The following is a 23,646-nucleotide window of genomic DNA, read 5'->3' as shown; positions in this document are numbered from 1 at the left end:
CGGCCGGCACCCTCAGAGACGGCTCACCCGGTACGCAAAGTTCGCCGGTGCGTTGGCGTCCACTTTGATCGAGAGCGACGCATCCGCAGCCAGTTGCACCACGTTCACCCTGGACGTCCCGCACCGGAGACTCAGGTCCACGAGTTCGTCCTCACCGTTCTCGATGGAAAACGACACGCGGCGGGTGCTGCGGCAAGCCAGGGTCAGGGCGTAAGTACCCTTGGGCAGCTGGGCTGTCGTCTCTTTCCGCTCCTCGTCGGCCTCCAGCGTCCCGAAACCGGTATGGAGGACTTGTCCCTCGGCGTCGGGCAGTACGGCATCGACCCAGTCATCCAGCTCCTCGCCCGTCACCGGCTCGTTGAGATGGGGGTCCTGTGGCAGGGCGGCGTCAGCGGTCGGCGGAGGGGCAGCGGAGGTCGATTCATCGTCCCAGTGGTCGGCGCTGTATTCATATGCGCAGCCGGACAGGACTGTCCCGAGAAATACCGCAACTGAAAGCACCACGGCGGCCGCCGGGGTGCGCCGTCGCGTCACCCTGCTCGCCGGCACTGTTGGCATACCCTGAGATTAGGGCCGCCCGGGGTCAAACGCCAGAGGCCAAAGGTCCGGGTCGGACAGGCCGTCAGAGGGCGCGGGGCCGGACGCCGCGGACCGGGCTGCGGCGCACGCTACTCGGACTCTGCCAGGTGGTAGGCGTAGAGAAGCGGGGCATCCACACTGGACGTGCTGAGCGTGACCTTGCCCGCGGCGGGCACTTTGATGCGGGCGGTTTCGCGGCTGCCGTTGCAGGCGGCACCGGCTTCGGCCAACTGGCTGCCGTCCAGGCTGACGGCGAAGAACGCCTTCCCGCCGCCGTCGCAGGTCATGGTCAAAATGTAGGTGCCGGCGGGGACGCCGGAAGCGGACTGGACGATCGGATCCCGGTTCAGGATTTTGCCGGCATCCTCCAGCACTGTCCCCGGGGCGGAGGGCAGCGCAGTGGCCTTCCACGCCGGGACGTCGGCGCTCTCAATCGAACCGGCCGGGGAACATGCCGCCGCGGCCAATACGACGACGGCGGCGGCCGTGCCGCTGAGCGTCCGCCGGGCCAGACGGGCGGCCGGGGCGTGGGAGGAAGGGAAAACCATGCCTCAAACTTACCGTCCCGCGGGCTGCCCTCCGGCCGCGCCGACGTCCCGGGCACCCTTCCCTCGCGGGCCCTTGACTTTGACGTTGCGTCAAAGTTTAGAGTCGAAGCACGGGCGGCAGCGGCCGGCCGGCACGGGATACAGCGGGGTCCAGGGGACCCGGGCCTCGAGGGAGCAGAAGGGTGGAGGCATGGACTGGTCCGTTCAGCAGATCGCGAAGTTGGCCGGCACCACCGGCCGGACTTTGCGTCATTACGACGACATCGGCCTGCTCAGGCCAAGCCGCACCGGCAACAACGGCTACCGCTACTACGGCCAGGAGTCCCTGGTCCGTCTGCAGCGGATCCTGCTCCTGCGCGACTTGGGGCTCGGGCTGCCGGCGATCGCGGACGTGCTCGGCAACGAGGCGGACGAGGAGCATGCACTGGGCCGGCACCTGGCGTGGCTGCTGCAGGAACAAGACAGGCTGGGGCGGCAGATTGCCTCGGTCCGTCACACCATCGAGGCATTGCAAACGGGAGGAAAGATCATGGCGGAGGAAATGTTCGACGGTTTCGACCACACCAAGTACCAGGAAGAGGTGGAGCAGCGGTGGGGCAAGGACGCCTATACGAAGTCGGACGCCTGGTGGCGCGGCATGGGGGCCGGGGAGAAGGCTGCCTGGACAGAACAGTCCCGGCAACTCGGTGCCGACTGGACGGCTGCTGCGGCGTCGCGAGTCCCGGCGGACAGCGCGCAGGCGCAAGACCTTGCCCGGCGCCACGTCGAATGGCTCAGGCGAATCCCCGGCACGCCGGCGTCACCCGCAGCGGGCGGCAGCCCGGCGACCGGTGGCGACATCAAGGGGTACGTGACGGGGCTCGGCGAGATGTACGTGGCCGATCCCAGGTTCGCCGCCAACTACGGAGGCGCCGACGGCGCCGCCTTCGTCCGGGACGCCCTGAAAATCTACGCGGAGACCGAGCTCTAGCCGGACCTGCATCGCCCGGGCCCACACCCGGGCGCCGTCTCCGGAATGAAAGGGGGCCCGGCCCCGGGGACTAAACTTGTCCGGTGACTTCCTCAGCGCAAGGCCCCGCCGCACCGGCTCTTTCAACGCAGGCTCGTTCCACGCAGGCTCCGGCTACCCCGTTCACGGCGGGCAATACTCCGGACGCTCCGCGCAGCGACCTCCCCGGCCTCCTCGAGGCCCTGGCCGGGGACCTGCGTGCCGTTGGCTACACCGTGGACGGGGTTGCGGAGCTGCTCGGCGAGGCCGCGCACTCGGCCCTGGGCCGGGACCAGCTCATCCCGGCCCTGATCGTCACCGGGCGTTCCCTCGGGGATCCGGCGACGGCGGCGCTCGCCGTCGTCGTGCGTCTCTGGCTTCTGTCTGAACCGCAGCCCGCGGCGACGCTCGACGCCGCCCTCCCCGGCATCCGTACCAGGGGGCTGATGGAACTTGGTCTCGTGGAGCCCTCGGGCGGGGACCTGGTCCAGGCGAAGGTGGACCTCAGGCCCTACGGCTGGGACCCGGCCGTGGGGGAGGACGGGACAAGTGCGGGCGGAGCGGACCTCTGGGTGGCCAGCGACCTCGCGGCGCATCAGCGCGCCGGCGTTCTCCGGCATGACCACGTCCTGGGGATTGGGCAGGCCTCCACCACCCTGGTCCAGGTCACCGCCCGCCGCCATGTTGCCACGGCCCTCGATCTCGGCACCGGCTGCGGCATCCAGACCTTCCACCTGCTGCACCACGCCGAGCACGTGACCGCCACGGACATCTCCGAACGTGCGCTGGCGTTCACCCGGTTCAACCTGCTGCTCAACGCCGCCGAACTGCACCTGGATCCGGCCGACCTTGATGCCCGCGTCAGCCTGCGGCTCGGGTCCCTGCTGGACCCGGTCGCGGGGCAGGAATTCGAGCTGGTGGTGTCCAACCCGCCGTTCGTCATTACGCCCCGCAGCCTGGGCGAGACCGCCACGGACCAGTTCACGTACCGCGACGGCGGCCTGCCGGGGGACGAGATTGTGTCCTCGCTGGTCCGCGCCCTGCCCTCGGTCCTTGCCCCGGGCGGAACGGCCCAGCTTCTGGGCAACTGGGAGATCACGGCGGGCGCCGGCTGGGCCGACCGGCCCCAGAGCTGGGCCGGCCCGGTTGCCGACGTCTGGTTCATCCAGCGCGAGCAGGTGGGCCCCGAGCAGTATGCCGAGACCTGGCTCCAGGACGCCTCGGAAGGCCGCGACCGACGGCTCTACGAGGACTCGTACGCGGCCTACCTGGACGACTTCGCCTCGCGCAATGTGGCCGGAATCGGCTTCGGCATGATCTGGCTGCGGCGGCCTGCCGACGGCGCGGGGCGGGTGCTGTCCCGTTTCGAGGAGATCACCTACCCGATCGAACAGCCGGTCGGGCCACACCTGGGCGCCGCCGTCGAGCGTGCCGACTGGCTGGCCGGCCGTGATCTGGCCGCCGCCCACCTGCTGGTCGCGGAGGACGTCACCGAAGAACGGCACCAGCGCCCCGGCGCGGAACACCCCGGCGTCATCCTGCTGCGGCAGGGTGCCGGGCTGCGCCGCACCAACCTGCTCAGTACCGAGCTGGCGGGCCTCGTCTCAGCGTGCGACGGCGACCTGTCCGTCGGGCAGATCATCGGCGCCCTCGAGGCGCTGCTGGGCGGCTACGAGGGGTTCGACGGCGCGGAGTTCCGCACCGGCCTGCTCGAAGAAGTCGGGAACCTCGTCCGCGACGGCTTCCTGCTGCCTGCCTGATACGGCAGCGGCCGCGCCCGCCAACGGCGGTTCGGTAGCGGCCGGCAAGGCCGCTTCTGCCGCAGCCCCGGCTGCCGCAGGACCAGTACCGGAGGCGGAATCCTCCCGGCCGAACCGCGGCAGGACGTACGCCGTGAGGGCGAGGGCTACCAGGGCCCCGGCGACGCCGGTGAGCACGAAGCTGACGCGCACCGGCACCAGGGCGCCCAGGAGGCCGCCCAGGGCCAGCGCACCAATGGAGACGGCACGCGTCATCCCGCCCACAATCGCCATCGCCTGGCCGCGCCCGCTTTCCGGAATCCGCAGGATCGCGATGGCCCCGAAACAGGCGTTCAGGACGCCGCAGGCCACTCCCGTCCCTGTGTAGGCGGCAAAGAGCAGTTCCACGCTCGGGACCATCCCGGTGAGAACCAGGCACGCCGAGGCTGCGGTCATGGAGGCCAGCAGCACGCGCAGCCGGACCCGTGGCGTCCTGATCCTGCCGGCCATCGCGGCCCCGGCTGCCATCCCGAGGCCGAAGGCCGCGGACAGGAGGCCGTACTGGATCTCGGTGGCGCCAAGTTCGTCGCGGGCCAGGAACACCTCGAGCACGTTGGTGGCTTCGCCGACGACGATGAAGAACATCGCCCCGAGGACCAGGGCCCAGACCAGGCTGTCCCGGCGGATCAGGCGCAGCCCGTCCAGCAGCGCCGGCTTCGCCTGCCCGGCCCGTTCGGCCGCCGTGCCGCGGCGGGTGCGGATTAGCAGCGCGCCGAGCCCCATGGCGACGTAGCAGCCGCTGGCCACGGCGAACACCAGCCCGGTCCCGCCCCAGCCGCTGAGCAGGCCGCCCGCGGCGGGGCCGGCCATGCCCGCGATCATGATGGTCGCCTGCAGGGTCCCCATGGCCCGGGGCGTGCGGTCCTCGCCGACGATCCGCGGCAGCAGGGCCTGCCAGGTGGGGCTGGCCACGGACTGGGCGGCGTCGAGCAGGAACGTCATGGCAAACAGCACGGGCAGATAGTTCTCCAGATACTGCATGCCGAGCCCCATGCCGGCGACGGCGGCGGCACTGACCGCGGAACTTGCCGTCGCCAGCGTGCGCGAATCCATGGTGTCGGCGAGGCGGCCGGCCCACGGGGCCAGGAGGACCAGCGGCAGCGCTGAACACAAAAGGTAGGCGGCCACGAGCCAGGGCCCGGCGACAGGAGTTTCGCCGGCCGCGGCCGCGTTCTGCAGGTGCAGCATGACGCTGACGACGACGGCGCCCATCCCCGCCGTCGCCACGAACCGGGCGGTGCCGGCAATCAGGAAGTCGTGGTTGCGCCACAGGGGCCGCACGCCGGTTACGGGGGCCGACAATTTATGAAGTGTCTGTTTCATAAAAAGGAACGTAGCCCGGCGGCAAAACAAATGTCAAGCATTTCTTTCATAGTTTGGCGGGGCTGGATACACTGGAGGAGTGAACGCAGAAACCCCGACGGCGGAGTCAACAGCTCCGCCGGCCACCAAGCGCCGGCACCGTCCGGAGAAGCAAGTGGAAATCACTGACCCGAAGGCGATCCGTGCCCTGGCCCACGCCGCCCGGCTGGAGGTCATTTCCGAGCTGTATTCCACCCAGGTGAGCCGGACGGCCACCGAGCTTGCCGCGCAGACCGGACTGACTCCCAGCGCCATGAGCTACCACCTGCGGGCGCTGCAGAAGTGGGGCATCGTGGTTCCCGCGGCCACCGCAGGGGATGCCCGGGAGCGGCGCTGGCAGGCCGCCGGTACAGATTTCACCATCCACTCGCTGGGGGGAGTGGCCAGCCCCGAACTCGCCGTCCTGGACCTGGAGCTTGACGCCTACCGCCGCCGGGTCCTTGCCTACGCCACGGCCCGCAACGCCCGGCGCGAGAGCGGCGACACCGCCGACGGCCCGTCCTCGGTGGTACTGGCCAGCAACCTGCTGTACCTGACGCCGGAGCAGCGGGCCGAACTGACGCGGCGGATCTTCGACCTGCTGCGGGACTACGAACTTGAGGATCCGGACCACGTGCCCGAGGGCGCCGAGCGCATGGCCACGATGTGGTCGATGATTCCGGACGACCGCGGACCGGCTGCAAAAGCCGCCCCCGGCAAGCCCGCCGCCGGCAAGGGCTGAGGCCGCCGCCGGGAAGGCCTGGACCGGTCGCGGGCACGGCGCGGGACTGCATCCGGGGCGCCCCCAGGGCCCGCCCGGCACCCGGCCTTTCTGCGGCCGGAAGCCGCGTCCGCTGGGCCGTCATTTCCGGCCGGATGCGCGGGATTCTGCAAAATATGGTGAACTAGGCGGGTATGGGCGCATCTGCCCGAGCCACCTTTTTCTGTAGGAGCACCGTGCCAAGCAAGGCCAAAACCGGCAAGAAACTCGTGATTGTGGAGTCTCCCGCCAAGAGCAAGACCATCGCCAAGTACCTCGGCGAAGGCTTCATAGTGGAGGCCTCCATCGGTCACATCCGCGACCTCCCGCAGCCCTCGGAGCTCCCCGCGGAACTGAAGAAGACCCCGCTGGGCAAGTTCGCCGTCGACATCGACAACGACTTCAAGCCCTACTACGTGGTGTCCTCGGACAAGAAGAAGAAGGTCGCCGAGCTCAAGGCCCAGCTCAAAGACGCCGACGCTCTCTATCTCGCAACCGATGGGGACCGCGAGGGCGAGGCCATCGCGTGGCACCTGCTGGAAGTGCTCAAGCCCAAGGTTCCCGTCTACCGGATGACCTTCGGTGAAATCACCAAGGAAGCCATCCACCGCGCCATGGACAACCTGCGCGATGTCGACCAGGACCTGGTGGACGCCCAGGAGACCCGCCGCGTCCTGGACCGGCTCTACGGCTATGAGATCTCCCCCGTGCTCTGGCGCAAGGTGGCCCGCGGCCTCTCCGCCGGCCGCGTGCAGTCCGTCGTTACCCGCATGGTGGTGGACCGCGAACGCGAGCGGATGGCCTTCAAGGCCGCCTCCTACTGGGACCTCACCGGCCAGTTCGGTGCCGGTTCCGGCTCCTTCAAAGCCAAACTCGCCGCCGTCGACGGCGCCAAGGTCGCCAGCGGCCGGGACTTCAACGACAACGGCGAGCTCACCTCCCGCAACGCCGTGCACCTCAACGAGGAACTTGCCGCCTCGCTCGCGGCGGGGCTGCAGGACGCCGAATTCCGCGTCCGCTCCGTCGACACCAAGCCGTACACCCGCCGCCCGGCCGCGCCGTTCACCACCTCCACGCTGCAGCAGGAGGCCGGCCGCAAGCTGCGCTTCTCCTCGAAGAGCACGATGCAGGTGGCGCAGCGGCTCTACGAAAACGGCTACATCACCTATATGCGTACGGACTCATCCGCGCTGAGCAACGAGGCCGTCACGGCCGCCCGGCGCCAGGCCTCCGAGCTGTACGGTCCCGAATACGTGCCGCAGTCGCCGCGGGTCTACAGCGGCAAGGCAGCGAACGCGCAGGAAGCCCACGAGGCCATCCGTCCCGCCGGTGACTCCTTCCGCACCCCGGCCCAGGTGGCCCAGCAGCTCTCCGGCGACGAATTCCGCCTCTACGAGCTCATCTGGAAGCGCACGGTCGCCTCGCAGATGGCTGACGCCAAGGGCTCCACCGCCACGATCCGCCTCGGCGCCGTCACCGTGGGTGACCCGGCCGACCGCCGCGACGCCGAGTTCTCGGCCTCGGGCACCGTCATCACCTTCCCCGGCTTCCTCGCCGCCTACGAAGAAGGCAAGGACGAAAGCCGCGGGGACGACGAGTCCGAGGAAGCACGACGGCTGCCCAACGTGGCCAAGGACGACGCGCTCACCGCCACCGACATTGTCGCCGTCGGCCACGAGACCTCGCCGCCGCCGCGCTACACCGAAGCCTCACTGACCGCAGAGCTGGAAAAGAAGGGCATCGGCCGCCCGTCGACCTACGCCTCCACCATCTCCACGATCCAGGACCGCGGCTACGTCCGGAAGCAGGGCTCCGCGCTGGTCCCGAGCTGGATCGCGTTCTCCGTGATCCGGCTCCTGGAGCAGCATTTCCACGACTACGTGGACTACGAGTTCACGGCCGACATGGAAGCGGACCTGGACAAGATCGCCAACGGCCAGGCGGCCGGACCGGCGTGGCTCAAGCACTTCTACTTCGGTGAGGACTCCGAGCCCGGCTTGCTGAGCATCGTGAACAACCTCGGCGAGATCGATGCCCGCGAGATCAACTCCATCCCCATCACGGACGCGATCACGCTGCGGGTCGGCAAGTTCGGCCCGTACCTGGAAAGCTCCACCGCGACGGTGGATCCCGAGACCGGCGAAGTGGTTGAGGCGGCCCGCGCCAACGTCCCCGAGGACCTGGCCCCGGATGAGCTCACGGCCGCCAAGGCCATCGAACTCATGGAGACCGCTGCCCCGGAGGAGCGTGTCCTCGGCGCGGACCCGCACACCGGGCACACAATCGTGGCCAAGAACGGCCGCTACGGCGCCTACGTCACCGAGATCATCCCGGAGATGACCGAGGAACAGTTGGCCAACCAGCCCGTTGAGTACTACAAGAACGGCAAGCCCAAGCCGCCGAAGAAGCCCGTCAAGGCCAAACCGCGCACCGGGTCCCTGTTTGCGTCCATGAGCGTGGACACCATCACGCTGGACGAGGCGCTGCAGCTCATGAGCCTGCCCCGCGTGCTCGGCCAGGACGCCGACGGCAACCCGATCACGGTGCAGAACGGCCGGTTCGGCCCGTACCTGAAGAAGGGCACGGACTCCCGCTCCATCGGCTCCGAAGAGGAGATCTTCACGATCACACTCGAGGCGGCGCTGGAGATCTACTCGCAGCCCAAGCAGCGCGGCGCCCGTGCCGCCGTGCCGCCGCTGGCCGAATTCGGACCGGACCCGGTCTCGGAGAAGAACATCGTGGTGAAGGAAGGCCGGTTCGGCCCGTACATCACCGACGGCATCACCAACATCACGGTGCCGCGCACCACCTCGATCGAGGAGCTGACCCGGGAACGCGCCGTCGAACTCCTCGCCGAAAAGCGGGCCAAGGGCCCGGTCAAGCGCACGACGACGGCCCGCAAGGCACCCGCTCGGAAGGCCCCGGCCAAGAAGTAGGCCAGCGCGCCGAAATCGCCGGAAACCTGCCGATTCGCCGTAAATTACCGGCGAATCCGCAGGTTTCCGGCGATTTCGCGTTTGCGGACCGGCCGTGGACGTGATCGAGTAGGAATATGACTGAACAGCCCGCACACCTGGACAACCAGCCGCTGAACGAACTCGAGGAGCAGCTCGCCCGGGGGGAGCAGCCGGACGCCAACCCGGTGGACGTGATCCTGGCCTTCCTCAACAACGAGGTCTATGTGGTCAGCTCCGACGCCCTGGAGGGCCCCGACTCGCAGGTGGAGCCGCTGGTCCTGGCCAACTCCTCCGGCAAGCCCGTCCTGGCCGTCTTCTCGCACCCGAGCCGCGTCACCGAGCAGTATCTCGCCGCCGCCCCCAACGTGCTGGGCACGCAGGGCGCCGCGATCATCGGCAACCTCGGCGCGGAACTTGGCATGGTGATCAACCGCGGTATTCTTCGCGAATACCGCCGKCGCAGCTAGGCCGGCCGGTCCGTGGGGGGAATAATGGCAGCATGCGTCTAGGCGTCCTCGACATCGGGTCCAACACTGTCCATCTCCTGCTGGTCGACGCCCATCCCGGCGCCCGTCCGGTCCCCTACGCCTCGCACAAGCGGCAGCTGTCGCTCGTGCAGTACCTCGATGACGACGGCAACATCGACGACGAGGGGCAGCATGAACTTGTCGAGTTTGTCCTCGAGGCGTGGGAATTCGCGGCCAAGCACAAAGCCGACGACCTCCTCGCGTTCTGCACCTCGGCCATCCGCGAGGCCACCAACGGCGCTGACGTCCTGGCCCGCGTCAAGCATGAAACCACCGTCACCCTCCGGGAGCTCACGGGCAGCGAAGAGGCATCCATGACGTTCTTCGCCGTCCGGCGCTGGTACGGCTGGGGCGCCGGGCCCATCCTGAACCTGGATATCGGCGGCGGCTCCTTCGAGATGGCCCTCGGACAGGACGAGCTGCCCGAGCTGGCGATGTCCGTTCCGCTCGGCGCCAGCCGGCTGACGCGTGACTGGCTGCCCGAGAACCCGCCCTCGGCCAAGAGCATCAAAGAGCTGCGCCGCTACATCCGCTCCACGCTCAAACCCGCGGTGCGCAAATTCGAGAAGCTGGGCCCGCCCAACCTCGTGGCGGGCACGTCCAAAACGTTCCGGTCCCTCGCCAGGATTGCCGGGGCCGCCCCCAGCGGCGCCGGGCCCTACGTCAAGAGGGAGCTTCTGGCCCTCGACCTGGGGCTCTGGGCGCAGCGGATCTCGGCGATGGAGATAGAGGACAGGCTCCACTTGCCCGGGGTCTCCGAAGCCCGTGCGCCGCAGGTCCTCGCCGGCGCCCTCGTCGCGGAAGCGGCCCTGGAGATGTTCAAATTCGACAGCATGGTGACCTGCCCGTGGGCCCTGCGTGAGGGACTCATCCTCCGCCGCCTGGACCAGCTGGTGTTTGAGGGGCCGGTCGAGCCCGCGCCGCATGTGACAGAGCAACCGCCGGCGCGGCTCCAGTCGCCGGCAAAAGCTTCCTGAGACCACTCCGGCCAGCCACGGTGTCGAGACTGTGTAGATCCGGAGCGTCCTCGATCGTGTAATTGCTGAGAGGCCGGCACGCCGCCGGCTGATTCGACAAGGAGGCACCCGAAATGACGCAGTACCTGCTCAGCATTTACCAGCCGGACGGCCCTGCCCCGGACCCTGAGTTCCTCGAACCCATCATGCGTGACCTGGCAGCCCTGAACCATGAAATGCAGGCGGCGGGGGCCTGGGTGTTCGCCGCGGGGCTCCACCCGGCAGAGTCCGCGACGGTCCTGCGGCCCAACGGTGGCGAGATCCTGGTGACCGACGGGCCGTTCACCGAAGGCAAAGAGCACCTCGGCGGATTCACCGTGATCGAGGCCGAGGATCTGGACGCGGCCCTTGGCTGGGCGCGGAAGCTGGCCGGCGCCACCACACTTCCCGTTGAAGTCCGTCCGTTCCAGCATTAGCCGCCAGGCCGGGGTGCCGCTGTGGGTGACCGTCGTGCAAATGAGGCAGCGACCGAGGCGGACATTGCGCGGGTGTTCCGGCGTGAATACGGCCGCGCCGTAGCCGTTCTGACGCGGACGTTCGGGAACATCGATATTGCCGAGGATGCCGTCCAGGATGCCTTTGCCGCGGCGGTCCAGCACTGGCCGGCGGCCGGCATCCCGCCCAGTCCGGCCGGCTGGATCATCACGACGGCACGGCGCCGGGCGATCGACCGGCTGCGGAGGGAAGCCTCACGCGAGGACAAGCACGCACAGGCGGCCTTGCTCGCGGCGGCGCGGTCCGGGACCGGACCCGCGCCGGCCGCCGAAGAGCAGTTCCTGGCGGAACAGTCGGGGGTCGAGGACGTGGACGACGACACTTTGCGGCTGATTTTCACGTGCTGCCATCCCGCCCTGGCCGGGTCCGCCCGGGTGGCGCTGACGCTGCGGCTTCTGGGTGGCTTGACGACGGCGGAAATCGCCAGGGCCTTCCTGGTCCCGGAGGCGACCATGGCACAGCGGTTGGTCCGGGCGAAAGCGAAAATCCGGGATGCCAAGGTCCCGTTCCGGGTCCCGCAGGGCGCCGAACTGCCCGAGCGGCTCCAATCGGTGCTGGCGGTGGTCTACCTCATCTTCAACGAGGGCTATACCGCAGGCCCCGCCGACGGCCCGGAACGCACGGAGCTCTGCACGGAAGCCATCCGGCTCGGCAGGGTGTTGGCGTCGCTGATGCCGGACGAGCCGGAAGCGGCGGGACTGCTGGCGCTGATGCTGCTCATCGAGTCCCGCCGTGCCGCGCGATTCACACCCGACGGGGGACTGGTCCTGCTCACGGCCCAGGACCGGGGGCGCTGGGACTCCGCCCTGGCCGCCGAAGGCCGTGAGCTGGTGCGCCGGTGCCTGCGCCGGAACCGGCCCGGACCGTATCAGCTGCAGGCGGCGATCAACGCCGTCCACAGCGACGCCGCGACCGCCGGGGACACCGACTGGGCGCAGATCCTGCAGCTGTATGACCAGCTCCTGGCCGTCGCGCCGGGGTCTGTCGTTGCGCTGAACCGCGCCGTGGCCTTGGCAGAACTGCACGGGCCCGCTGCCGCGCTGGCGGCGGTCGAGGGCCTGGGCCTGGACAACTACTACCTCTTCCACGCCGTCCGCGCCGACTTCCTGGTCCGCCTGCGCCGCTATCCGGAGGCCGCCGAAGGCTACCGCCGGGCCCTGGCGCTTGCCGGCAGCACCGCGGAACGCAGCTTCCTGGAAGGCAAGCTCCGCAGCCCGGCGTTCGGCGGGGCCGGAGACGGCTAGAAACCGGGGGCCGGACCGCGCACCCGGTGCGGGCCCGTTTACTCCGGTTAAACGAGTAGGGCCGGGCGATCCGGAGCAGGACTTGGGGGAACTCTGCTGCAAATCGCCCGGCGCACCGCCGGCTCGGGGGAACCGGCTATCATCACTCGCACCTGTTGAGGCACTTTCCAAGGTAATGGCCGAACTTGGGCGCACAGCGAGATTTCCCTGTACGTTTGCTGGCAATCCGACGGCGTCCCCCGGGGTTGGGGCCAGCTCCGCCACGGGTCAAAAACGGCAAAGGTGTCTTAAACGGCAAAGGCACCGGCGGTCCGCTGCGGGAAAATGGGAAAACCCGCTGCAACCACCGGTGCCGCGCAGGCATCCGCATGCCTGCTGCATCACTCGCACCCTCAATGAGGTAGTTACAACGTTAGGTTCCAAAGTTGTGCGCTGACTGCGCTGAAGGTGGGAGCTGGCTGGGAATCACGTCGGACTGCAATGATGGGGACATGAGCAACCGAATCGCATTCCTGGGCTGTGGGTCAATGAACGAGGCAATCATGGGCGGGCTGATCGACGGCGGCGTCGACCCGGGCGACATCGTCGCGACCGTCCGTCGGGCCGAGCGCGCGGCCGAGCTGGCCCAGCGCCACCACGGGATCACGGCCATCGCGGGCGAAGAAGAGCCCGACAACAACAAACAGGCCGCCACCGGCTCCGGCGTCGTGATCCTCGGCGTCAAACCCGTGGGGATCGCGGACCTGGCCCGGGAAATCAGCGGCTCCCTGGCTCCGGACACGATCGTCATCAGCGTTGCCGCCGCCGTGTCCCTGGAACAGCTCGAGGCGGCGCTGCCGGCCGGCCAGCCCGTCATCCGCACAATGCCGAACACTCCGGCGAAGCTGGGCCGCGGCGTCGTCTCCGTCTCGCCCGGCACCAACTGCTCCGCCGCGCAGCTCCAGCGCGCCAAGGACATCCTCGCGGCCGCCGGCACGGTCGTGGAGATCCCCGAGGACCAGGTGGACGCCCTCTCCGCGATCAGCGGCTCGGGCCCGGCCTACGCCTTCTACCTGGCGGAGGCCATGGCCGAGGCCGGGGTGCAACTGGGCCTGGACCCGGAGCTGTCCCTGTTGCTGGCCCGCGAGACCGTCGCCGGGGCGGGCTTCATGCTGGCCGAGCCCGGCGCGGATCCCGCCGCGCTGCGCAAGGCGGTCACGAGCCCGAACGGCACCACGGAACGGGCCATCGCGACGTTTGACGAGCGCGGACTGCCGGCCATCATCGCCGACGGCGCCCGCGCGGCGGCCGAGCGCGCAGCCGAAATCACCCGCCAGCTCGCCTGAGCCGGCCCGGGCGGGCCATGGGGCGGCTGCGGGCTAGGGGCGGGCAGCGAACCGTTCGAGCAGGTCCACGTGCCCCGAAACAATGAGCATGTCCCGCGAGGAAACCTTGGTTTCCGGCCGCGCGTAGGTGAAGTCCTCGCCCGGGGACTTCACGCCCACAATCGTGACGCCGTATTTGGACCGGACCTTGGACTCATCGAGGGTGAAGCCCACGGTCTCGCGCGGCGGGTACATCTTCACGATCGCGAAGTCGTCGTCAAACTCAATGAAGTCCAGCATGCGCCCGGAGACCAGGTGCGCGGCACGGACGCCGGCGTCCGCCTCCGGGTAGATGACGTGGTTGGCGCCGATCCGGGTGAGGATCTTGCCGTGCGAGGGGGTGATCGCCTTGACCCAGAGGTGTTCGATCCCGAGGTCCACGAGGTTTACCGTGATCAGCACCGAGGATTCGATCGAGGTGCCCACGCCCACGACGGCGGAACTGAATTCCTGGGCACCGAGCTGGCGGAGGGCATCGATGTTGGTGGCGTCGGCTTCCACCACATGCGTCAGGACGCTCGCCCACTTCTGGACGAGGGTGCGGTCGCGTTCAATGGCCAGGACTTCCCGGCCCTGCTTGACCAGCTGCTCTGCGGTGGATGCACCAAAACGGCCCAGCCCGATCACCAGCACAGGGGCGTTGTGGGCGGGGCGGTTGACGGCGCCTGAGGAACTAGCCAATGATCGGTCTCTCTTCCGGGTAGTGGTACAGCTGGCTGCGTTGGCGCAGGGCCAGGCCGGCCGCAAGGGTGACCGTCCCGACGCGCCCGGCAAACATGAGCAAAGCGAGGACGTAAACCCCCGACGGCGGCAACTCTGCACTGAGGTTGGTGCTTAGGCCCACCGTGGCGAAGGCGGAAATGGTTTCAAACAGGACCCGGTCCAGGGAGGCATGGCTGATGTGCAGGAGCAGGAGGGCCGAGACCGAGACAAGGGTGGCACCGGCAACGATCACCGAGATGGCCACGCGCATCGTGCCCTCGGGGATGGTGCGGCCGTAGATTTTCACGTCGGCGTCGCCGCGGGCCTCGGCGGCGATCGCCAGGAACATCACGGCGATGGTGGTGACCTTGATGCCGCCGGCCGTGGATGCGGAACCGCCGCCGGCGAACATGAGGGCATCGGAGAGCAACATGGTGGTGGAGTCCATGTGGTTCTGGTCCACCAAGTTGAAGCCGCCGGAGCGCAACATGACTGAGGCAAACAGCGCATGCGTGATCTTGTCGCCGAGGTCCATGTCCCCGATGGTGCGCAGGTTGTCCCACTCCAGGAAGCCCCAGAGGACCGTGCCGGCGGCCAGGAGAATGAAGGAGACCTGGATGGTCAGCTTGGTGTGGAGGTTCCACTTCTTCCACCGCAGCCCGTTCTGGTGCAGCACCATGACCACCGGGAAGCCCAGGCTGCCCAGGAATACCCCGAGCATCAGCGGGACGAGGATCCAGAGATCCGTTTCGTACGGCACGATTCCGTCCGAATGCGGCGTGAATCCGGCGTTGTTGAACGACGAAATGGCGTAGAAGATCCCGTGCCAGATGGCCTGCGGGAAGCTCTCCCCGAGGATCAGGAAGCGGGGGATAAGAGTCAGCGCCAGGGCGGCCTCGATCACCACGGAGGTCACGATCACGATCCGGAGCAGCGTACCGACTTCGCCGAGCCGGCCGGCATTCATGGCCTCCTGGGCGATCAGCTTGCCGCGGACACCGAGTCTCTTGCTGACCATGAGCGCCAGCAGCGACGCGAGGGTCAACGTACCCAAGCCGCCCACGAAAATGCCGACCAGGATCACGAGCTGGCCGAAGAAGGACCAGTGCACAGCCGTGGAGACCACGGTCAGGCCCGTGACGCAGACAGCGGACGCCGCGGTGAAGAACGCCTGATGCAGTGGTGTAACTTGTCCCGTCGCGGAAGCTATGGGCAGCGAGAGTAAAGCGGTGAAAACCAGAATCACGACGCCGAACGCCGAGAGAGCCAGGCGGGCAGGCGAGCTGTTGGCGATGCCGTCAATGAAGTCGCGCAGGCGTGTGAAAATCCACAGGCCTTCCCGCTCCGGCATGCCTGGCTGCCAGTTGGCCGGGCTCGTGGACCTCGACTGGCTTTGCGTCATGTTTTTCCTCGGTTGAAACTTCTTCCCCAAGTAGTAAACCACTAAACACCGCGTAATGGCCGGGGATCCAACGTGCACGCGCGGGAAGCCGGGGACCGCTCGGGTAGCCTGTGATTGATGACATTCCTGCCCGGACTCGCTCAGACCGCGCTGCCAACGACGGTGGTGTGGGCCCCAGCCATGACTGCCTACAACTTTGGCCACTCCCACCCCATGGCGCCGGAACGCATGGAGCTCACCGCGAAGCTGGCCGGAAGCCTTGGACTGCTGGATCTGGACCACGTCACGGTAGCGGCTCCCGACGTCGCCACCGACGCGGAGCTCTGCGCAGTCCACAGCCCGGAGTTTGTGGCCGCCGTGCGGCGCGTGAGCGAAAACCCGGACACCCCCGACCATGCCAGGGGCCTCGGAACCGAGGATGACCCCGCCTTTGCCGGCATGCACGAAGCCAGTGCCCGGCTGGCCGGCGGCTCCCTGCTGGCGGCCGCAGCTGTCCTGGACGGAAGCGCGGTGCGGGCCGTGAACTTCGGCGGCGGGATGCACCACGCCTCCCGGGACCGCGCGAGCGGCTTTTGCATCTACAACGACGCCGCCCTGGCCGTCCAGCGGCTGCTTGACGGCGGCGTCCGGCGGGTGGCTTACGTCGACATCGACGCGCACCACGGCGACGGCACGCAGAGCATTTTCTGGGACGATCCGCGCGTCCTGACGATTTCGCTGCACGAATCCGGGCTGACACTCTTCCCGGGCACCGGGTTTGCCAACGAGATCGGCGGACCGAACGCCCAGGGCAGCGCCGTGAACGTCGCCCTCCCGGCCGGCACCGTTGACGCCGGGTGGCTGAGGGCCTTCCACGCCGTCGTGCCCCAGCTCATTGGTGCGTTCGAACCGGAAGTGATCGTCAGCCAGCACGGCTGCGACTCGCACCGGCTTGACCCGCTGACCCACCTGAACATCAGTGTGGACGGCCAGCGCGAGGCCGCCACCGCGATCGGCAACCTCGCCGCTCGCTACTGCGAGAACCGGTGGATTTCGACCGGAGGCGGCGGCTACAACGTCGTCAGCGTGGTGCCGCGGGCCTGGAGCCACCTCATAGCCATCGCCGCCGGCCGCCCGGTGCCGCTGCGCACCCCGGTCCCGGAGGACTGGCGCAACTACGTCAAAGACAAGTACGGCGCCAAGTTCGGCGTGGAGCCCCCCGAGACGATGGGCGACGACGTGGACCTCTGGTGGCGGTCCTGGGAAGTGGGCTTCGACCCCAACGACGAGGTGGACCGCACCATCATGGCCACCCGCAAGGAAGTGTTTCCGCTGCACGGACTGGACCCCTGGTTCGACTAAATCCCGACCGGGCCTAAGGCCCGGCACCAAGGCACCAATTCGTGGATGCCATCTGGCGTATATGTCGCTAGTGTGGAGGGCATGGTGACAGACGACGTATTTGCCGTCATTGCTGAGGCAACCAGGCGTGACATTCTGATAGCCCTCCGCAAGGGGGACAAAGCGGTGGGGGAACTGGTCCAGGAGCTTGAAGCAAGCCAGCCCACTATTTCCAAGCATCTTAAAGTCCTCCGCGAAGCGGACCTGGTGAGCATGCGCGCCCAGGGCCAGAAGCGGTACTACACGCTCAATCCCAAGCCGCTCGCCGGGGTTGCCAGCTGGCTGCAGGCATTCGACGTTGGCCCCGCCGTGACGGCGGACGCGGCCGCAGCCCTCCACCCCGAAACCGGCCCCACCGTCGTCCCGGATGGCCTGGCCGCCGCGGCTGTTCCGCAACCGGTTGTTCCGCAACCGGTCGCCGCGCAACCCGCCGCAGCACTGGCGGGCCGCCCTGCCGGCAGCCCGCTGAGCCCCGCCGTCGTCATTCCGGTGGGAACGGCAGGGGAGGACAAGATGCCCCAGCAGATCGGGCGGACCGTGGGCCGGGCGGCCACCAGGGCCGCCGATCTCCTGGCCAACCTGCCCAAGTTCGGCCGCAAGAAGTAACCTTTCCCGCCGCTGCGTATGCCGCGGCGGTTATGCGCTGCGGGGATGCGCTGCGGCCAGCAGCTCTGCCCCGCTGCGGACCAGGCGGACCTTGCGGGCGCCTAGTGCGCCTGGTGCGCTAGGTGCGGAGGATCCGAACGTGGTCGGGGGTGAGGTCCGCGACCCGGCTGACGCCCAGCAGGGCCATGGTGCGTTCCATGTCCTTCTCCAGGATTTGGAGAGTACGGTCCACGCCGGCCCGTCCGCCGGCCATGAGCCCGTAGAGGTAGGCGCGGCCGATCAGCGTGAAGTCGGCGCCGAGGGCGAGGGCGGCGATGATGTCCGTGCCGCTCATGATGCCGGTGTCCAGGATGATCGCGGCGTCGCTGTGGTCGGCCTTGAGGGCGGCGGAGACTTCGGGGAGCAGGTGGAAGGGGATCGGTGCGCGGTCCAGTTGGCGGCCGCCGTGGTTGGAGAGCACGATTCCGTCGACGCCGTGGTCCACGACTTTGCGGGCGTCGTCGACTGTCTGGATGCCCTTGACCACGAGCTTGCCCTTCCACGTCTCGCGCAGCCAGTCGAGGTCGGCGTAGGTCAGGGTGGGGTCGAACATGGAGTTGATGAGGTCCGCGACCGTGCCGGTGTACCGGGAGAGGGATGCGAAGGTCAGTGGCTCGTGGGTGAGGAAGTTGAACCACCACGCGGGCCGGTAGGAAGCATCCAGGACGGTCTTGAGGGTCAGGGCGGGCGGGATGGTCATGCCGTTGCGGACATCGCGGAGCCTGGCGCCGGCGACGGCGGTGTCCACCGTGACCATGAGGGTGTCATTGCCCGCCGCGGCGGCACGCTGGATCAGTTCCAGGGAACGGTCCCGGTCCGTCCACAGGTACAGCTGGAACCAGTTGCGGCCGGTGGGTGCGGCGGCGGCCACGTCCTCGAGCGAGGCCGTGCCCATGGTGGAGAGGGTGTACGGAATGCCGGCGGCTTCGGCGGCCTGGGAGCCGGCGTATTCGCCTTCGGACTGCATCATCCGGGTGAAGCCGGTGGGCGCGATCCCCACCGGGAGGCGGGACGGCCCGCCCAGGATGTCAGTGCTGAGGTCGATGCTGGAGACGTCACGCAGGACCCCGGGCCGGAATTCGATGTCCAGGAACGCCTGGCGGGCGCGGCGGAGGGAGATTTCGGCCTCGGCGGCGCCGTCGGTGTAGTCGAAGGGCGCCTGGGGTGTGCGGCGCTTGGCCATGTCCCGCAGGTCCCAGATGGTGCTTGCCCGGCGGAGCCTGGCGGCCCGGCTGAACTCCGGCTTCTTGAACTGCATCAGGGGCGCAAGATCGGCGTATTTGGGCACCCGGCGCTTCAGCGCGGCAGGGAGCCCGCGCGCGGCCGCGGCTGTGTCGTGGCCGGATGCGGGGGCCCCGTGGCCAGGCGCAGTGGCCGCGGGTGTGGTCGGAACCTCGGGGTTGCGGGGCGGGACGGTCTGCGTCATGGCTGCCTCCGGTTATGCAGGATCTTAAGCGTGTGCTCCAGAACACTCTAATGGCCATGCTTCTGAGCCCCGGCAGGTGAGGCCCAGCGGTTGCCAGGGCGTTCGGGCCAGACCCGTGGGCGTCACCGACCAGCCTGGTGCCCGCAGGAACCGTTGACCTGCTGCCCGATGACGGGAATTACGCCCTGGCCCGGTGCGCCGGCGGATTGTTACGCCCGGCGTTTGCCCCGCCGCGGCTCCGGGGCTATGGTCGACGCTATGACTAACCGTTGGTATGCGTATTTTTCGTTGGCTCTGGAGGGGCCCGCGTCTAACTGACACGCATCCAACTTTCCTTCAGAGCCAACAGGGCAGAGATCATTCTCTGCCCTTCGCCATTTCTCCGGCGGGTTCTGATCAGGGCCCGCTCCGCACCCTGGACAGGACCCGAACATGAGCATCGAAGCAGCCGCCGGCCCCCAACACTCCACCTCGAACCTGCGCGTCAGTGAGTTCACCCCGCTGCCCACCCCGCAGGAGCTCATGGCGGAACTGCCCCTGGAGGCCCGCCTGGCCGAGGTGGTCGGGCGGGGCCGGGACGAGGTCCGGGCCATCATGGACGGTGTGGACGACAGGCTGCTCGTCATCGTGGGCCCCTGCTCCATCCACGACCCCAAGGCGGGGCTGGAATACGCCCGCCGGCTGGTCAGCCAGGCAGAGAAGCACCGCGAGGACCTGCTGATCGTCATGCGCACCTACTTCGAAAAGCCGCGCACCACGGTCGGGTGGAAGGGCCTGATCAACGACCCCCGGCTGGACGGCAGCCACGACATCGCCGCGGGCCTCCGCGCAGCCCGGGCCTTCCTGCGGCAGGTCACCGCCCTCGGCCTGCCCACCGCCACGGAGTTCCTTGAGCCCATCAGCCCCCAGTACGTCGCGGACTTGGTCGCCTGGGGCGCGATCGGCGCCCGCACCACGGAGAGCCAGATCCACCGCCAGCTGGCCTCCGGGCTGTCGATGCCGATCGGCTTCAAGAACGGGACCGACGGCGATCTCCAGGTGGCGCTGGACGCGTGCAGCGCCGCCGCCGCCGCCCAGGCATTCCTCGGGATCGACGACGACGGCCGGGCGGCGCTTGTGGCTACCGCCGGCAACCCGGACACCCACGTCATCCTCCGCGGCGGACGCAAGGGTCCCAATTACTCAGCCGCCGACGTTGAAGCGGCCTCGGCGAAACTCGCCGCGAAGCAGTTGAACCCCCGCCTGATCGTCGATGCCAGCCACGCCAACAGCGGCAAGAACCACCACCGCCAGGCCGAGGTCGCCCTCGAAATCGGTGCGCAGCTGGAAAGTGCCGGAGCCGCCGCCGGGGCCATCGCCGGCGTCATGCTGGAGAGCTTCCTGGTGGGCGGGGCGCAGACCCTTGACGTCTCAGCCGCAGGCAACACGGTCACAGGCGCCGGACGCGACGGGCTGGTCTACGGCCAGAGCGTCACGGATGCCTGCATGGATTGGGACGTGACGGCATCGGTACTTGGCCAGCTGGCCGCCTCGGCCCGCACGCGGCGGACGCTTGCCTGAGTCGGGAACCGGAGGAGGCCGGTGCTTCGAGTTTTTCGAGATTCCTGCGGAAATCGTGTGGGGATTCCTGAGGAAGTCTTTCACTTTGGCACCATGAGCAACTAGTGTTGCTAACACATGGTTGTTTGATGGCTCAGCATCGGCACACCGCCATGTCAACAGGTGGGGCTGCCGTTCGCTTGAGCAAAGGAATAGGGAAATGTCTACGGAGGCCAACTTCTCCAAGGCCCGTTTTTTGACCGTGGCCGAAGTCGCGGAACTTATGCGGGTATCAAAAATGACTGTGTACCGTCTTGTGCATTCGGGGGAGATGCCGGCCGTGCGGTTCGGCCGCTCCTACCGTGTGCCGGAAAACGCCGTCGAACAGTACCTCAAGGGTGCCGTCGTCGACCGGAACGACGGCCACGCCGGAACTGGCTGAACAGTCAGCGGCAACATTCACAGCGTGAATCGACTGCTTTGGGTCCCGCACGGGGCCCGCGGTCGTGGGGTGCCTCGCAGAGGCGGTACCCTGTTAAGGAACGTTTTACGTCATTGTAAGAACCTGTCAGTTGTTTTAGTCTGCTGCTTAGCCCGCGGACACTTCCCAACAGGCAGGTACTGCATCTAGCCGGTAAGGAACTTTCGTGGGTTCAGTTATTAAGAAGCGTCGCAAGCGTATGGCCAAGAAGAAGCACCGCAAGCTGCTTCGCAAGACGCGCCACCAGCGCCGCAATAAGAAGTAGCAATACTTCGAAATGCATGAAATGCCCGTTGCCTTCCAGGCGGCGGGCATTTTTCTTGCCCCGTCCCGGTGGGAAGATTTCGCACCGGATCAAGGACACGGGCTACGGAATCGGACACAGGCGGCCCGGATCCGCGGCGCCCGGGTCTGAAACCGCAACCCGGGTCCGAAACTGCAGCGGAAACCCCGGGGGCCTAGCGGCTGGGGCCGCGGAAGCGGGAGAACCCCCGCCACAGGCCGTAGATGGCCCCTCCGACCGTCGCGGCCTTGAAGCCCAACGTGGCGGCGCGCCGGCCGGCACGGAAGTCGTAGACCGGCCAGTTGTGCTCGCGGGCGTAACGGCGCAGCTTGGAGTCGGGATTGATGGCAACGGGGTGCCCCACCATGCTCAGCAACGGGATGTCGTTGTGGGAATCGCTGTACGCCCAGCAACGGCTCAGGTCCAGGCCCTGCTCCTCGGCAATTTGCTGGACTGCGACCGCTTTGGCCGGGCCATGAAGGATCTCGCCCACAAGCCGTCCCGTGTACGAGCCGTCCATGATCTCGCCCACCGTGCCCAGCGCCCCGGTCAGGCCCAGCCGGGCGGCAATGACCGTGGCCACCTCGATCGGCGTCGCCGTAACGAGCCATACCTTGCGCCCGACCCGGAGATGCTGTTCGGCCAGGGCCTTTGCCCCCGGCCAGATCCGCGACTCAATCATCTCGTCGTAGACCTCTTCGCCCAACGCCTCGATGTCCTTCGCCGTGATGCCGGCGGCCAGCGTCAGGGCCGAATCGCGGACGGCATGGACGTCATCCATGTTTTCGCCGCGCAGAACGAACATGAACTGCTTCCAGGCGAACCCGGCAGCCTGCGGCAGGGTGAAGGCGCCACGCTGGTGAAGCTTGCGGGCGACATGGAAAAGGCTTGCGCCCTTCATGAGGGTGTTGTCGACGTCGAAAAATGCGGCCTCGCCGTGCTGCGTCGATGCAGCAGGCTCATTGGCCACAATGACGTATTTCTCCTCGGGCATGCCACGAGTCTAGTCAATGACCGGCCCCCGGCCGCCCGCGGGGCGCGCGACGCGACGGCAGAACGGCCCCGGACCCGGGCGGACTGCGCCGCGCGTCGACGCCGAAGTGGCCGCCGGGCTACGGTGGACGCATGGCCAAACCCGCGTCTTTCCCCGATGTAGTTCTGATCACCAAAGCTGACTGTCACCTGTGCACAGAGGCGCGTGCCGCCGTCGGCCGCGTCACCGCTGCGCTCGGAATTGATTGGTCGGAGAAATCGGTGGACGACGACGCCGGGCTGCGGGAACGCTTTGCCGAGGAGATCCCGGTGGTGCTGGTCAATGGTGTCCAGCGGGATTTCTGGAAGATCGACGAGGCCCGCCTGACCCGGACCCTGCAACGGGTCCTCGACCAGTCCTCCTGACGGCGGGTGCTTTGTTGCGTGATGCGCGGGGGCTCTAGAGTGGGAAGCACAACGCGACGCAATGGAGCAGATAGTGACTTCGCTGGATTCATCTCCCGGGGCTGTCCCCGGGGGAGCCGGGACTGCGGCCAAACAGATTCCACCCGCGGCCGTGGCCCGGCTGACCATCTATCTGCGCGCCCTGACCACACTGCTGGCTGAGGGGGTGGACCGGGTCTCGTCCGAATCGCTGGCCGAGGCCTCCGGCGTCAGCTCCTCGACGCTGCGCAAGGACCTCTCCTATGTCGGCTCCTACGGAACCCGGGGCGTCGGTTATGAGGTCCAGTACCTCAACCGCAACATCGCGGCCGCGCTCGGGCTGACGCACGACTGGAAAGTCGCGATCGTCGGTGCGGGCAACCTGGGCAAGGCCCTGGCCCGGTACGGCGGGTTCGAGTCGCGGGGCTTTGACATCGTGGCAATTTTCGACGCCGACCAGATGGTGGTGGGCAGCGAGGTCGGCTGGCTGCGGGTCAGCGACGCCGCTGACCTTGAGCCGGTACTGCAGCGGACCGGCGCCAACATGGTGGTCCTCGCCTTGCCCGCCGCTGTGGCCCAGGACGTCTGCGACCGGGTGATTGCCGCCGGCGTGCGGAGCATCCTCAGCTTCGCGCCGGTGATGCTGCAGGTCCCCCCTGGGGTCAACCTCCGCAAGGTGGACATGGCAACGGAACTGCAGATTCTGGCCTACCACGCACAAAGGGCGCAGGACCCGGAAGACGCCGACTAAGGC

The 23,646-nt window shown here is 68.1% G+C and carries 21 protein-coding genes and 2 pseudogenes; 16 read left to right on the top strand and 7 right to left on the bottom strand.

Features of this window, described 5'->3' with window-relative positions; translation table 11 throughout:
- Positions 1–12: 12 nt before the first annotated feature.
- Both AC1DXI_RS15075 and AC1DXI_RS15070 read right to left on the bottom strand, forming a co-directional pair.
- Positions 13–558, bottom strand: coding sequence for a DUF6023 family protein (locus AC1DXI_RS15075; protein ID WP_476939301.1), 546 nt, complete (start codon positions 556–558; stop codon positions 13–15).
- 110 nt (positions 559–668) lie between these two features.
- Positions 669–1,127, bottom strand: coding sequence for a hypothetical protein (locus tag AC1DXI_RS15070; RefSeq protein WP_476939300.1), 459 nt, complete (start codon positions 1,125–1,127; stop codon positions 669–671).
- 190 nt (positions 1,128–1,317) lie between these two features.
- On the opposite strand from AC1DXI_RS15070, the gene AC1DXI_RS15065 reads away from it, so the two are divergent.
- Together AC1DXI_RS15065 and AC1DXI_RS15060 are read left to right on the top strand one after the other, a co-directional pair.
- Positions 1,318–2,097 carry a MerR family transcriptional regulator gene (locus AC1DXI_RS15065; protein ID WP_476939299.1) on the top strand — a complete coding sequence of 260 codons (780 nt, stop codon included), beginning with the start codon at positions 1,318–1,320 and terminating at the stop codon, positions 2,095–2,097.
- A gap of 221 nt (positions 2,098–2,318) precedes the next feature.
- Positions 2,319–3,875, top strand: a complete 1,557-nt coding sequence (locus AC1DXI_RS15060; protein ID WP_476939337.1) for a DUF7059 domain-containing protein — start codon at positions 2,319–2,321, stop codon at positions 3,873–3,875.
- Between the two features lie 96 nt (positions 3,876–3,971).
- Here AC1DXI_RS15060 and AC1DXI_RS15055 read toward each other — a convergent pair.
- Positions 3,972–5,126: pseudogene (locus AC1DXI_RS15055) on the bottom strand (MFS transporter); the annotation flags it as partial.
- Positions 5,127–5,316: 190 nt separating this feature from the next.
- Here AC1DXI_RS15055 and AC1DXI_RS15050 point away from each other — a divergent pair.
- From AC1DXI_RS15050 to proC, 7 genes and pseudogenes are all read left to right on the top strand, one after another.
- Positions 5,317–5,997: an ArsR/SmtB family transcription factor gene (locus AC1DXI_RS15050; RefSeq protein ID WP_476939298.1), complete on the top strand. Its 681-nt coding sequence runs from the start codon at positions 5,317–5,319 to the stop codon at positions 5,995–5,997.
- A 215-nt stretch (positions 5,998–6,212) separates the two neighbouring features.
- Positions 6,213–8,951, top strand: coding sequence for a type I DNA topoisomerase (topA, locus tag AC1DXI_RS15045; RefSeq protein WP_476939297.1), 2,739 nt, complete (start codon positions 6,213–6,215; stop codon positions 8,949–8,951).
- A gap of 116 nt (positions 8,952–9,067) precedes the next feature.
- Positions 9,068–9,409 (top strand): annotated as a pseudogene (locus AC1DXI_RS15040) (SseB family protein); the annotation flags it as partial.
- A gap of 62 nt (positions 9,410–9,471) precedes the next feature.
- The gene (locus AC1DXI_RS15035) at positions 9,472–10,476 is read left to right on the top strand and encodes a Ppx/GppA phosphatase family protein (RefSeq protein WP_476939296.1); all 1,005 of its coding nucleotides are present in this window, start codon (positions 9,472–9,474) and stop codon (positions 10,474–10,476) included.
- 113 nt (positions 10,477–10,589) lie between these two features.
- Positions 10,590–10,931, top strand: a complete 342-nt coding sequence (locus AC1DXI_RS15030) for a YciI family protein (protein WP_028277719.1) — start codon at positions 10,590–10,592, stop codon at positions 10,929–10,931.
- Positions 10,932–10,952: 21 nt separating this feature from the next.
- Entirely contained in the window at positions 10,953–12,254 is a 1,302-nt protein-coding gene (locus AC1DXI_RS15025) for an RNA polymerase sigma factor (RefSeq protein WP_476939295.1), read from the top strand.
- A gap of 491 nt (positions 12,255–12,745) precedes the next feature.
- A complete protein-coding gene (proC, locus tag AC1DXI_RS15020) occupies positions 12,746–13,579 on the top strand; it encodes a pyrroline-5-carboxylate reductase (protein WP_476939294.1) in 834 nt (277 codons plus the stop codon).
- A 33-nt stretch (positions 13,580–13,612) separates the two neighbouring features.
- Here the strand turns inward: proC and AC1DXI_RS15015 are convergent, their stop codons facing one another.
- Both AC1DXI_RS15015 and AC1DXI_RS15010 read right to left on the bottom strand, forming a co-directional pair.
- The gene (locus tag AC1DXI_RS15015) at positions 13,613–14,251 is read right to left on the bottom strand and encodes a potassium channel family protein (protein WP_026266712.1); all 639 of its coding nucleotides are present in this window, start codon (positions 14,249–14,251) and stop codon (positions 13,613–13,615) included.
- Between the two features lie 40 nt (positions 14,252–14,291).
- On the bottom strand, positions 14,292–15,722 hold the full coding sequence (locus AC1DXI_RS15010; protein WP_476939293.1) for a TrkH family potassium uptake protein: 1,431 nt from the start codon (positions 15,720–15,722) through the stop codon (positions 14,292–14,294).
- A gap of 117 nt (positions 15,723–15,839) precedes the next feature.
- On the opposite strand from AC1DXI_RS15010, the gene AC1DXI_RS15005 reads away from it, so the two are divergent.
- Both AC1DXI_RS15005 and AC1DXI_RS15000 read left to right on the top strand, forming a co-directional pair.
- Positions 15,840–17,063 (top strand): acetoin utilization protein AcuC, encoded by a 1,224-nt coding sequence (locus AC1DXI_RS15005; RefSeq protein ID WP_476939292.1) that lies wholly within the window; start codon positions 15,840–15,842, stop codon positions 17,061–17,063.
- An 81-nt stretch (positions 17,064–17,144) separates the two neighbouring features.
- The gene (locus AC1DXI_RS15000) at positions 17,145–17,708 is read left to right on the top strand and encodes an ArsR/SmtB family transcription factor (RefSeq protein ID WP_476939291.1); all 564 of its coding nucleotides are present in this window, start codon (positions 17,145–17,147) and stop codon (positions 17,706–17,708) included.
- Between the two features lie 118 nt (positions 17,709–17,826).
- Here the strand turns inward: AC1DXI_RS15000 and AC1DXI_RS14995 are convergent, their stop codons facing one another.
- Entirely contained in the window at positions 17,827–19,173 is a 1,347-nt protein-coding gene (locus tag AC1DXI_RS14995) for an alpha-hydroxy acid oxidase (protein ID WP_476939290.1), read from the bottom strand.
- Positions 19,174–19,605: 432 nt separating this feature from the next.
- On the opposite strand from AC1DXI_RS14995, the gene AC1DXI_RS14990 reads away from it, so the two are divergent.
- The 3 genes from AC1DXI_RS14990 to AC1DXI_RS14980 all read left to right on the top strand — a co-directional run bounded on the left by AC1DXI_RS14990 (position 19,606) and on the right by AC1DXI_RS14980 (position 21,458).
- Positions 19,606–20,733 carry a 3-deoxy-7-phosphoheptulonate synthase gene (locus tag AC1DXI_RS14990; protein WP_476939289.1) on the top strand — a complete coding sequence of 376 codons (1,128 nt, stop codon included), beginning with the start codon at positions 19,606–19,608 and terminating at the stop codon, positions 20,731–20,733.
- 199 nt (positions 20,734–20,932) lie between these two features.
- Entirely contained in the window at positions 20,933–21,154 is a 222-nt protein-coding gene (locus AC1DXI_RS14985; protein ID WP_018775046.1) for a helix-turn-helix domain-containing protein, read from the top strand.
- A 205-nt stretch (positions 21,155–21,359) separates the two neighbouring features.
- Positions 21,360–21,458, top strand: coding sequence for a 30S ribosomal protein bS22 (locus tag AC1DXI_RS14980; RefSeq protein WP_003792170.1), 99 nt, complete (start codon positions 21,360–21,362; stop codon positions 21,456–21,458).
- Positions 21,459–21,651: 193 nt separating this feature from the next.
- On the opposite strand, the gene AC1DXI_RS14975 is transcribed toward AC1DXI_RS14980, so the two are convergent.
- The gene (locus AC1DXI_RS14975) at positions 21,652–22,470 is read right to left on the bottom strand and encodes an HAD family hydrolase (protein ID WP_018775047.1); all 819 of its coding nucleotides are present in this window, start codon (positions 22,468–22,470) and stop codon (positions 21,652–21,654) included.
- A 131-nt stretch (positions 22,471–22,601) separates the two neighbouring features.
- Between AC1DXI_RS14975 and AC1DXI_RS14970 the strand changes: the two genes are divergently transcribed.
- On the top strand, positions 22,602–22,874 hold the full coding sequence (locus AC1DXI_RS14970; RefSeq protein ID WP_026537390.1) for a glutaredoxin family protein: 273 nt from the start codon (positions 22,602–22,604) through the stop codon (positions 22,872–22,874).
- 73 nt (positions 22,875–22,947) lie between these two features.
- Positions 22,948–23,643 (top strand): redox-sensing transcriptional repressor Rex, encoded by a 696-nt coding sequence (locus AC1DXI_RS14965; protein ID WP_018775049.1) that lies wholly within the window; start codon positions 22,948–22,950, stop codon positions 23,641–23,643.
- Positions 23,644–23,646 lie beyond the last annotated feature (3 nt).

The organism is Arthrobacter sp. P1_H7, assembly GCF_056405215.1.
The sequence above is the reverse complement of the archived record's forward strand: the minus strand, read 5'-3'. Positions and strand labels throughout refer to the sequence as shown.

What these genes read in the sequence shown, in the direction of transcription:
- AC1DXI_RS14975 (WP_018775047.1), bottom strand. Translation starts at nt 22,470, where the DNA reads ATGCCCGAGGAGAAATACGTCATTGTGGCCAATGAGCCTGCTGCATCG.
- AC1DXI_RS15030 (WP_028277719.1), top strand. Translation starts at nt 10,590, where the DNA reads ATGACGCAGTACCTGCTCAGCATTTACCAGCCGGACGGCCCTGCCCCG.
- AC1DXI_RS15035 (WP_476939296.1), top strand. Translation starts at nt 9,472, where the DNA reads ATGCGTCTAGGCGTCCTCGACATCGGGTCCAACACTGTCCATCTCCTG.
- proC (WP_476939294.1), top strand. Translation starts at nt 12,746, where the DNA reads ATGAGCAACCGAATCGCATTCCTGGGCTGTGGGTCAATGAACGAGGCA.
- AC1DXI_RS14970 (WP_026537390.1), top strand. Translation starts at nt 22,602, where the DNA reads ATGGCCAAACCCGCGTCTTTCCCCGATGTAGTTCTGATCACCAAAGCT.
- AC1DXI_RS14990 (WP_476939289.1), top strand. Translation starts at nt 19,606, where the DNA reads ATGAGCATCGAAGCAGCCGCCGGCCCCCAACACTCCACCTCGAACCTG.
- AC1DXI_RS14985 (WP_018775046.1), top strand. Translation starts at nt 20,933, where the DNA reads ATGTCTACGGAGGCCAACTTCTCCAAGGCCCGTTTTTTGACCGTGGCC.
- AC1DXI_RS14995 (WP_476939290.1), bottom strand. Translation starts at nt 19,173, where the DNA reads ATGACGCAGACCGTCCCGCCCCGCAACCCCGAGGTTCCGACCACACCC.
- AC1DXI_RS15010 (WP_476939293.1), bottom strand. Translation starts at nt 15,722, where the DNA reads ATGACGCAAAGCCAGTCGAGGTCCACGAGCCCGGCCAACTGGCAGCCA.
- AC1DXI_RS15070 (WP_476939300.1), bottom strand. Translation starts at nt 1,127, where the DNA reads ATGGTTTTCCCTTCCTCCCACGCCCCGGCCGCCCGTCTGGCCCGGCGG.
- AC1DXI_RS15005 (WP_476939292.1), top strand. Translation starts at nt 15,840, where the DNA reads ATGACATTCCTGCCCGGACTCGCTCAGACCGCGCTGCCAACGACGGTG.
- AC1DXI_RS15065 (WP_476939299.1), top strand. Translation starts at nt 1,318, where the DNA reads ATGGACTGGTCCGTTCAGCAGATCGCGAAGTTGGCCGGCACCACCGGC.
- AC1DXI_RS15000 (WP_476939291.1), top strand. Translation starts at nt 17,145, where the DNA reads ATGGTGACAGACGACGTATTTGCCGTCATTGCTGAGGCAACCAGGCGT.
- AC1DXI_RS15075 (WP_476939301.1), bottom strand. Translation starts at nt 558, where the DNA reads ATGCCAACAGTGCCGGCGAGCAGGGTGACGCGACGGCGCACCCCGGCG.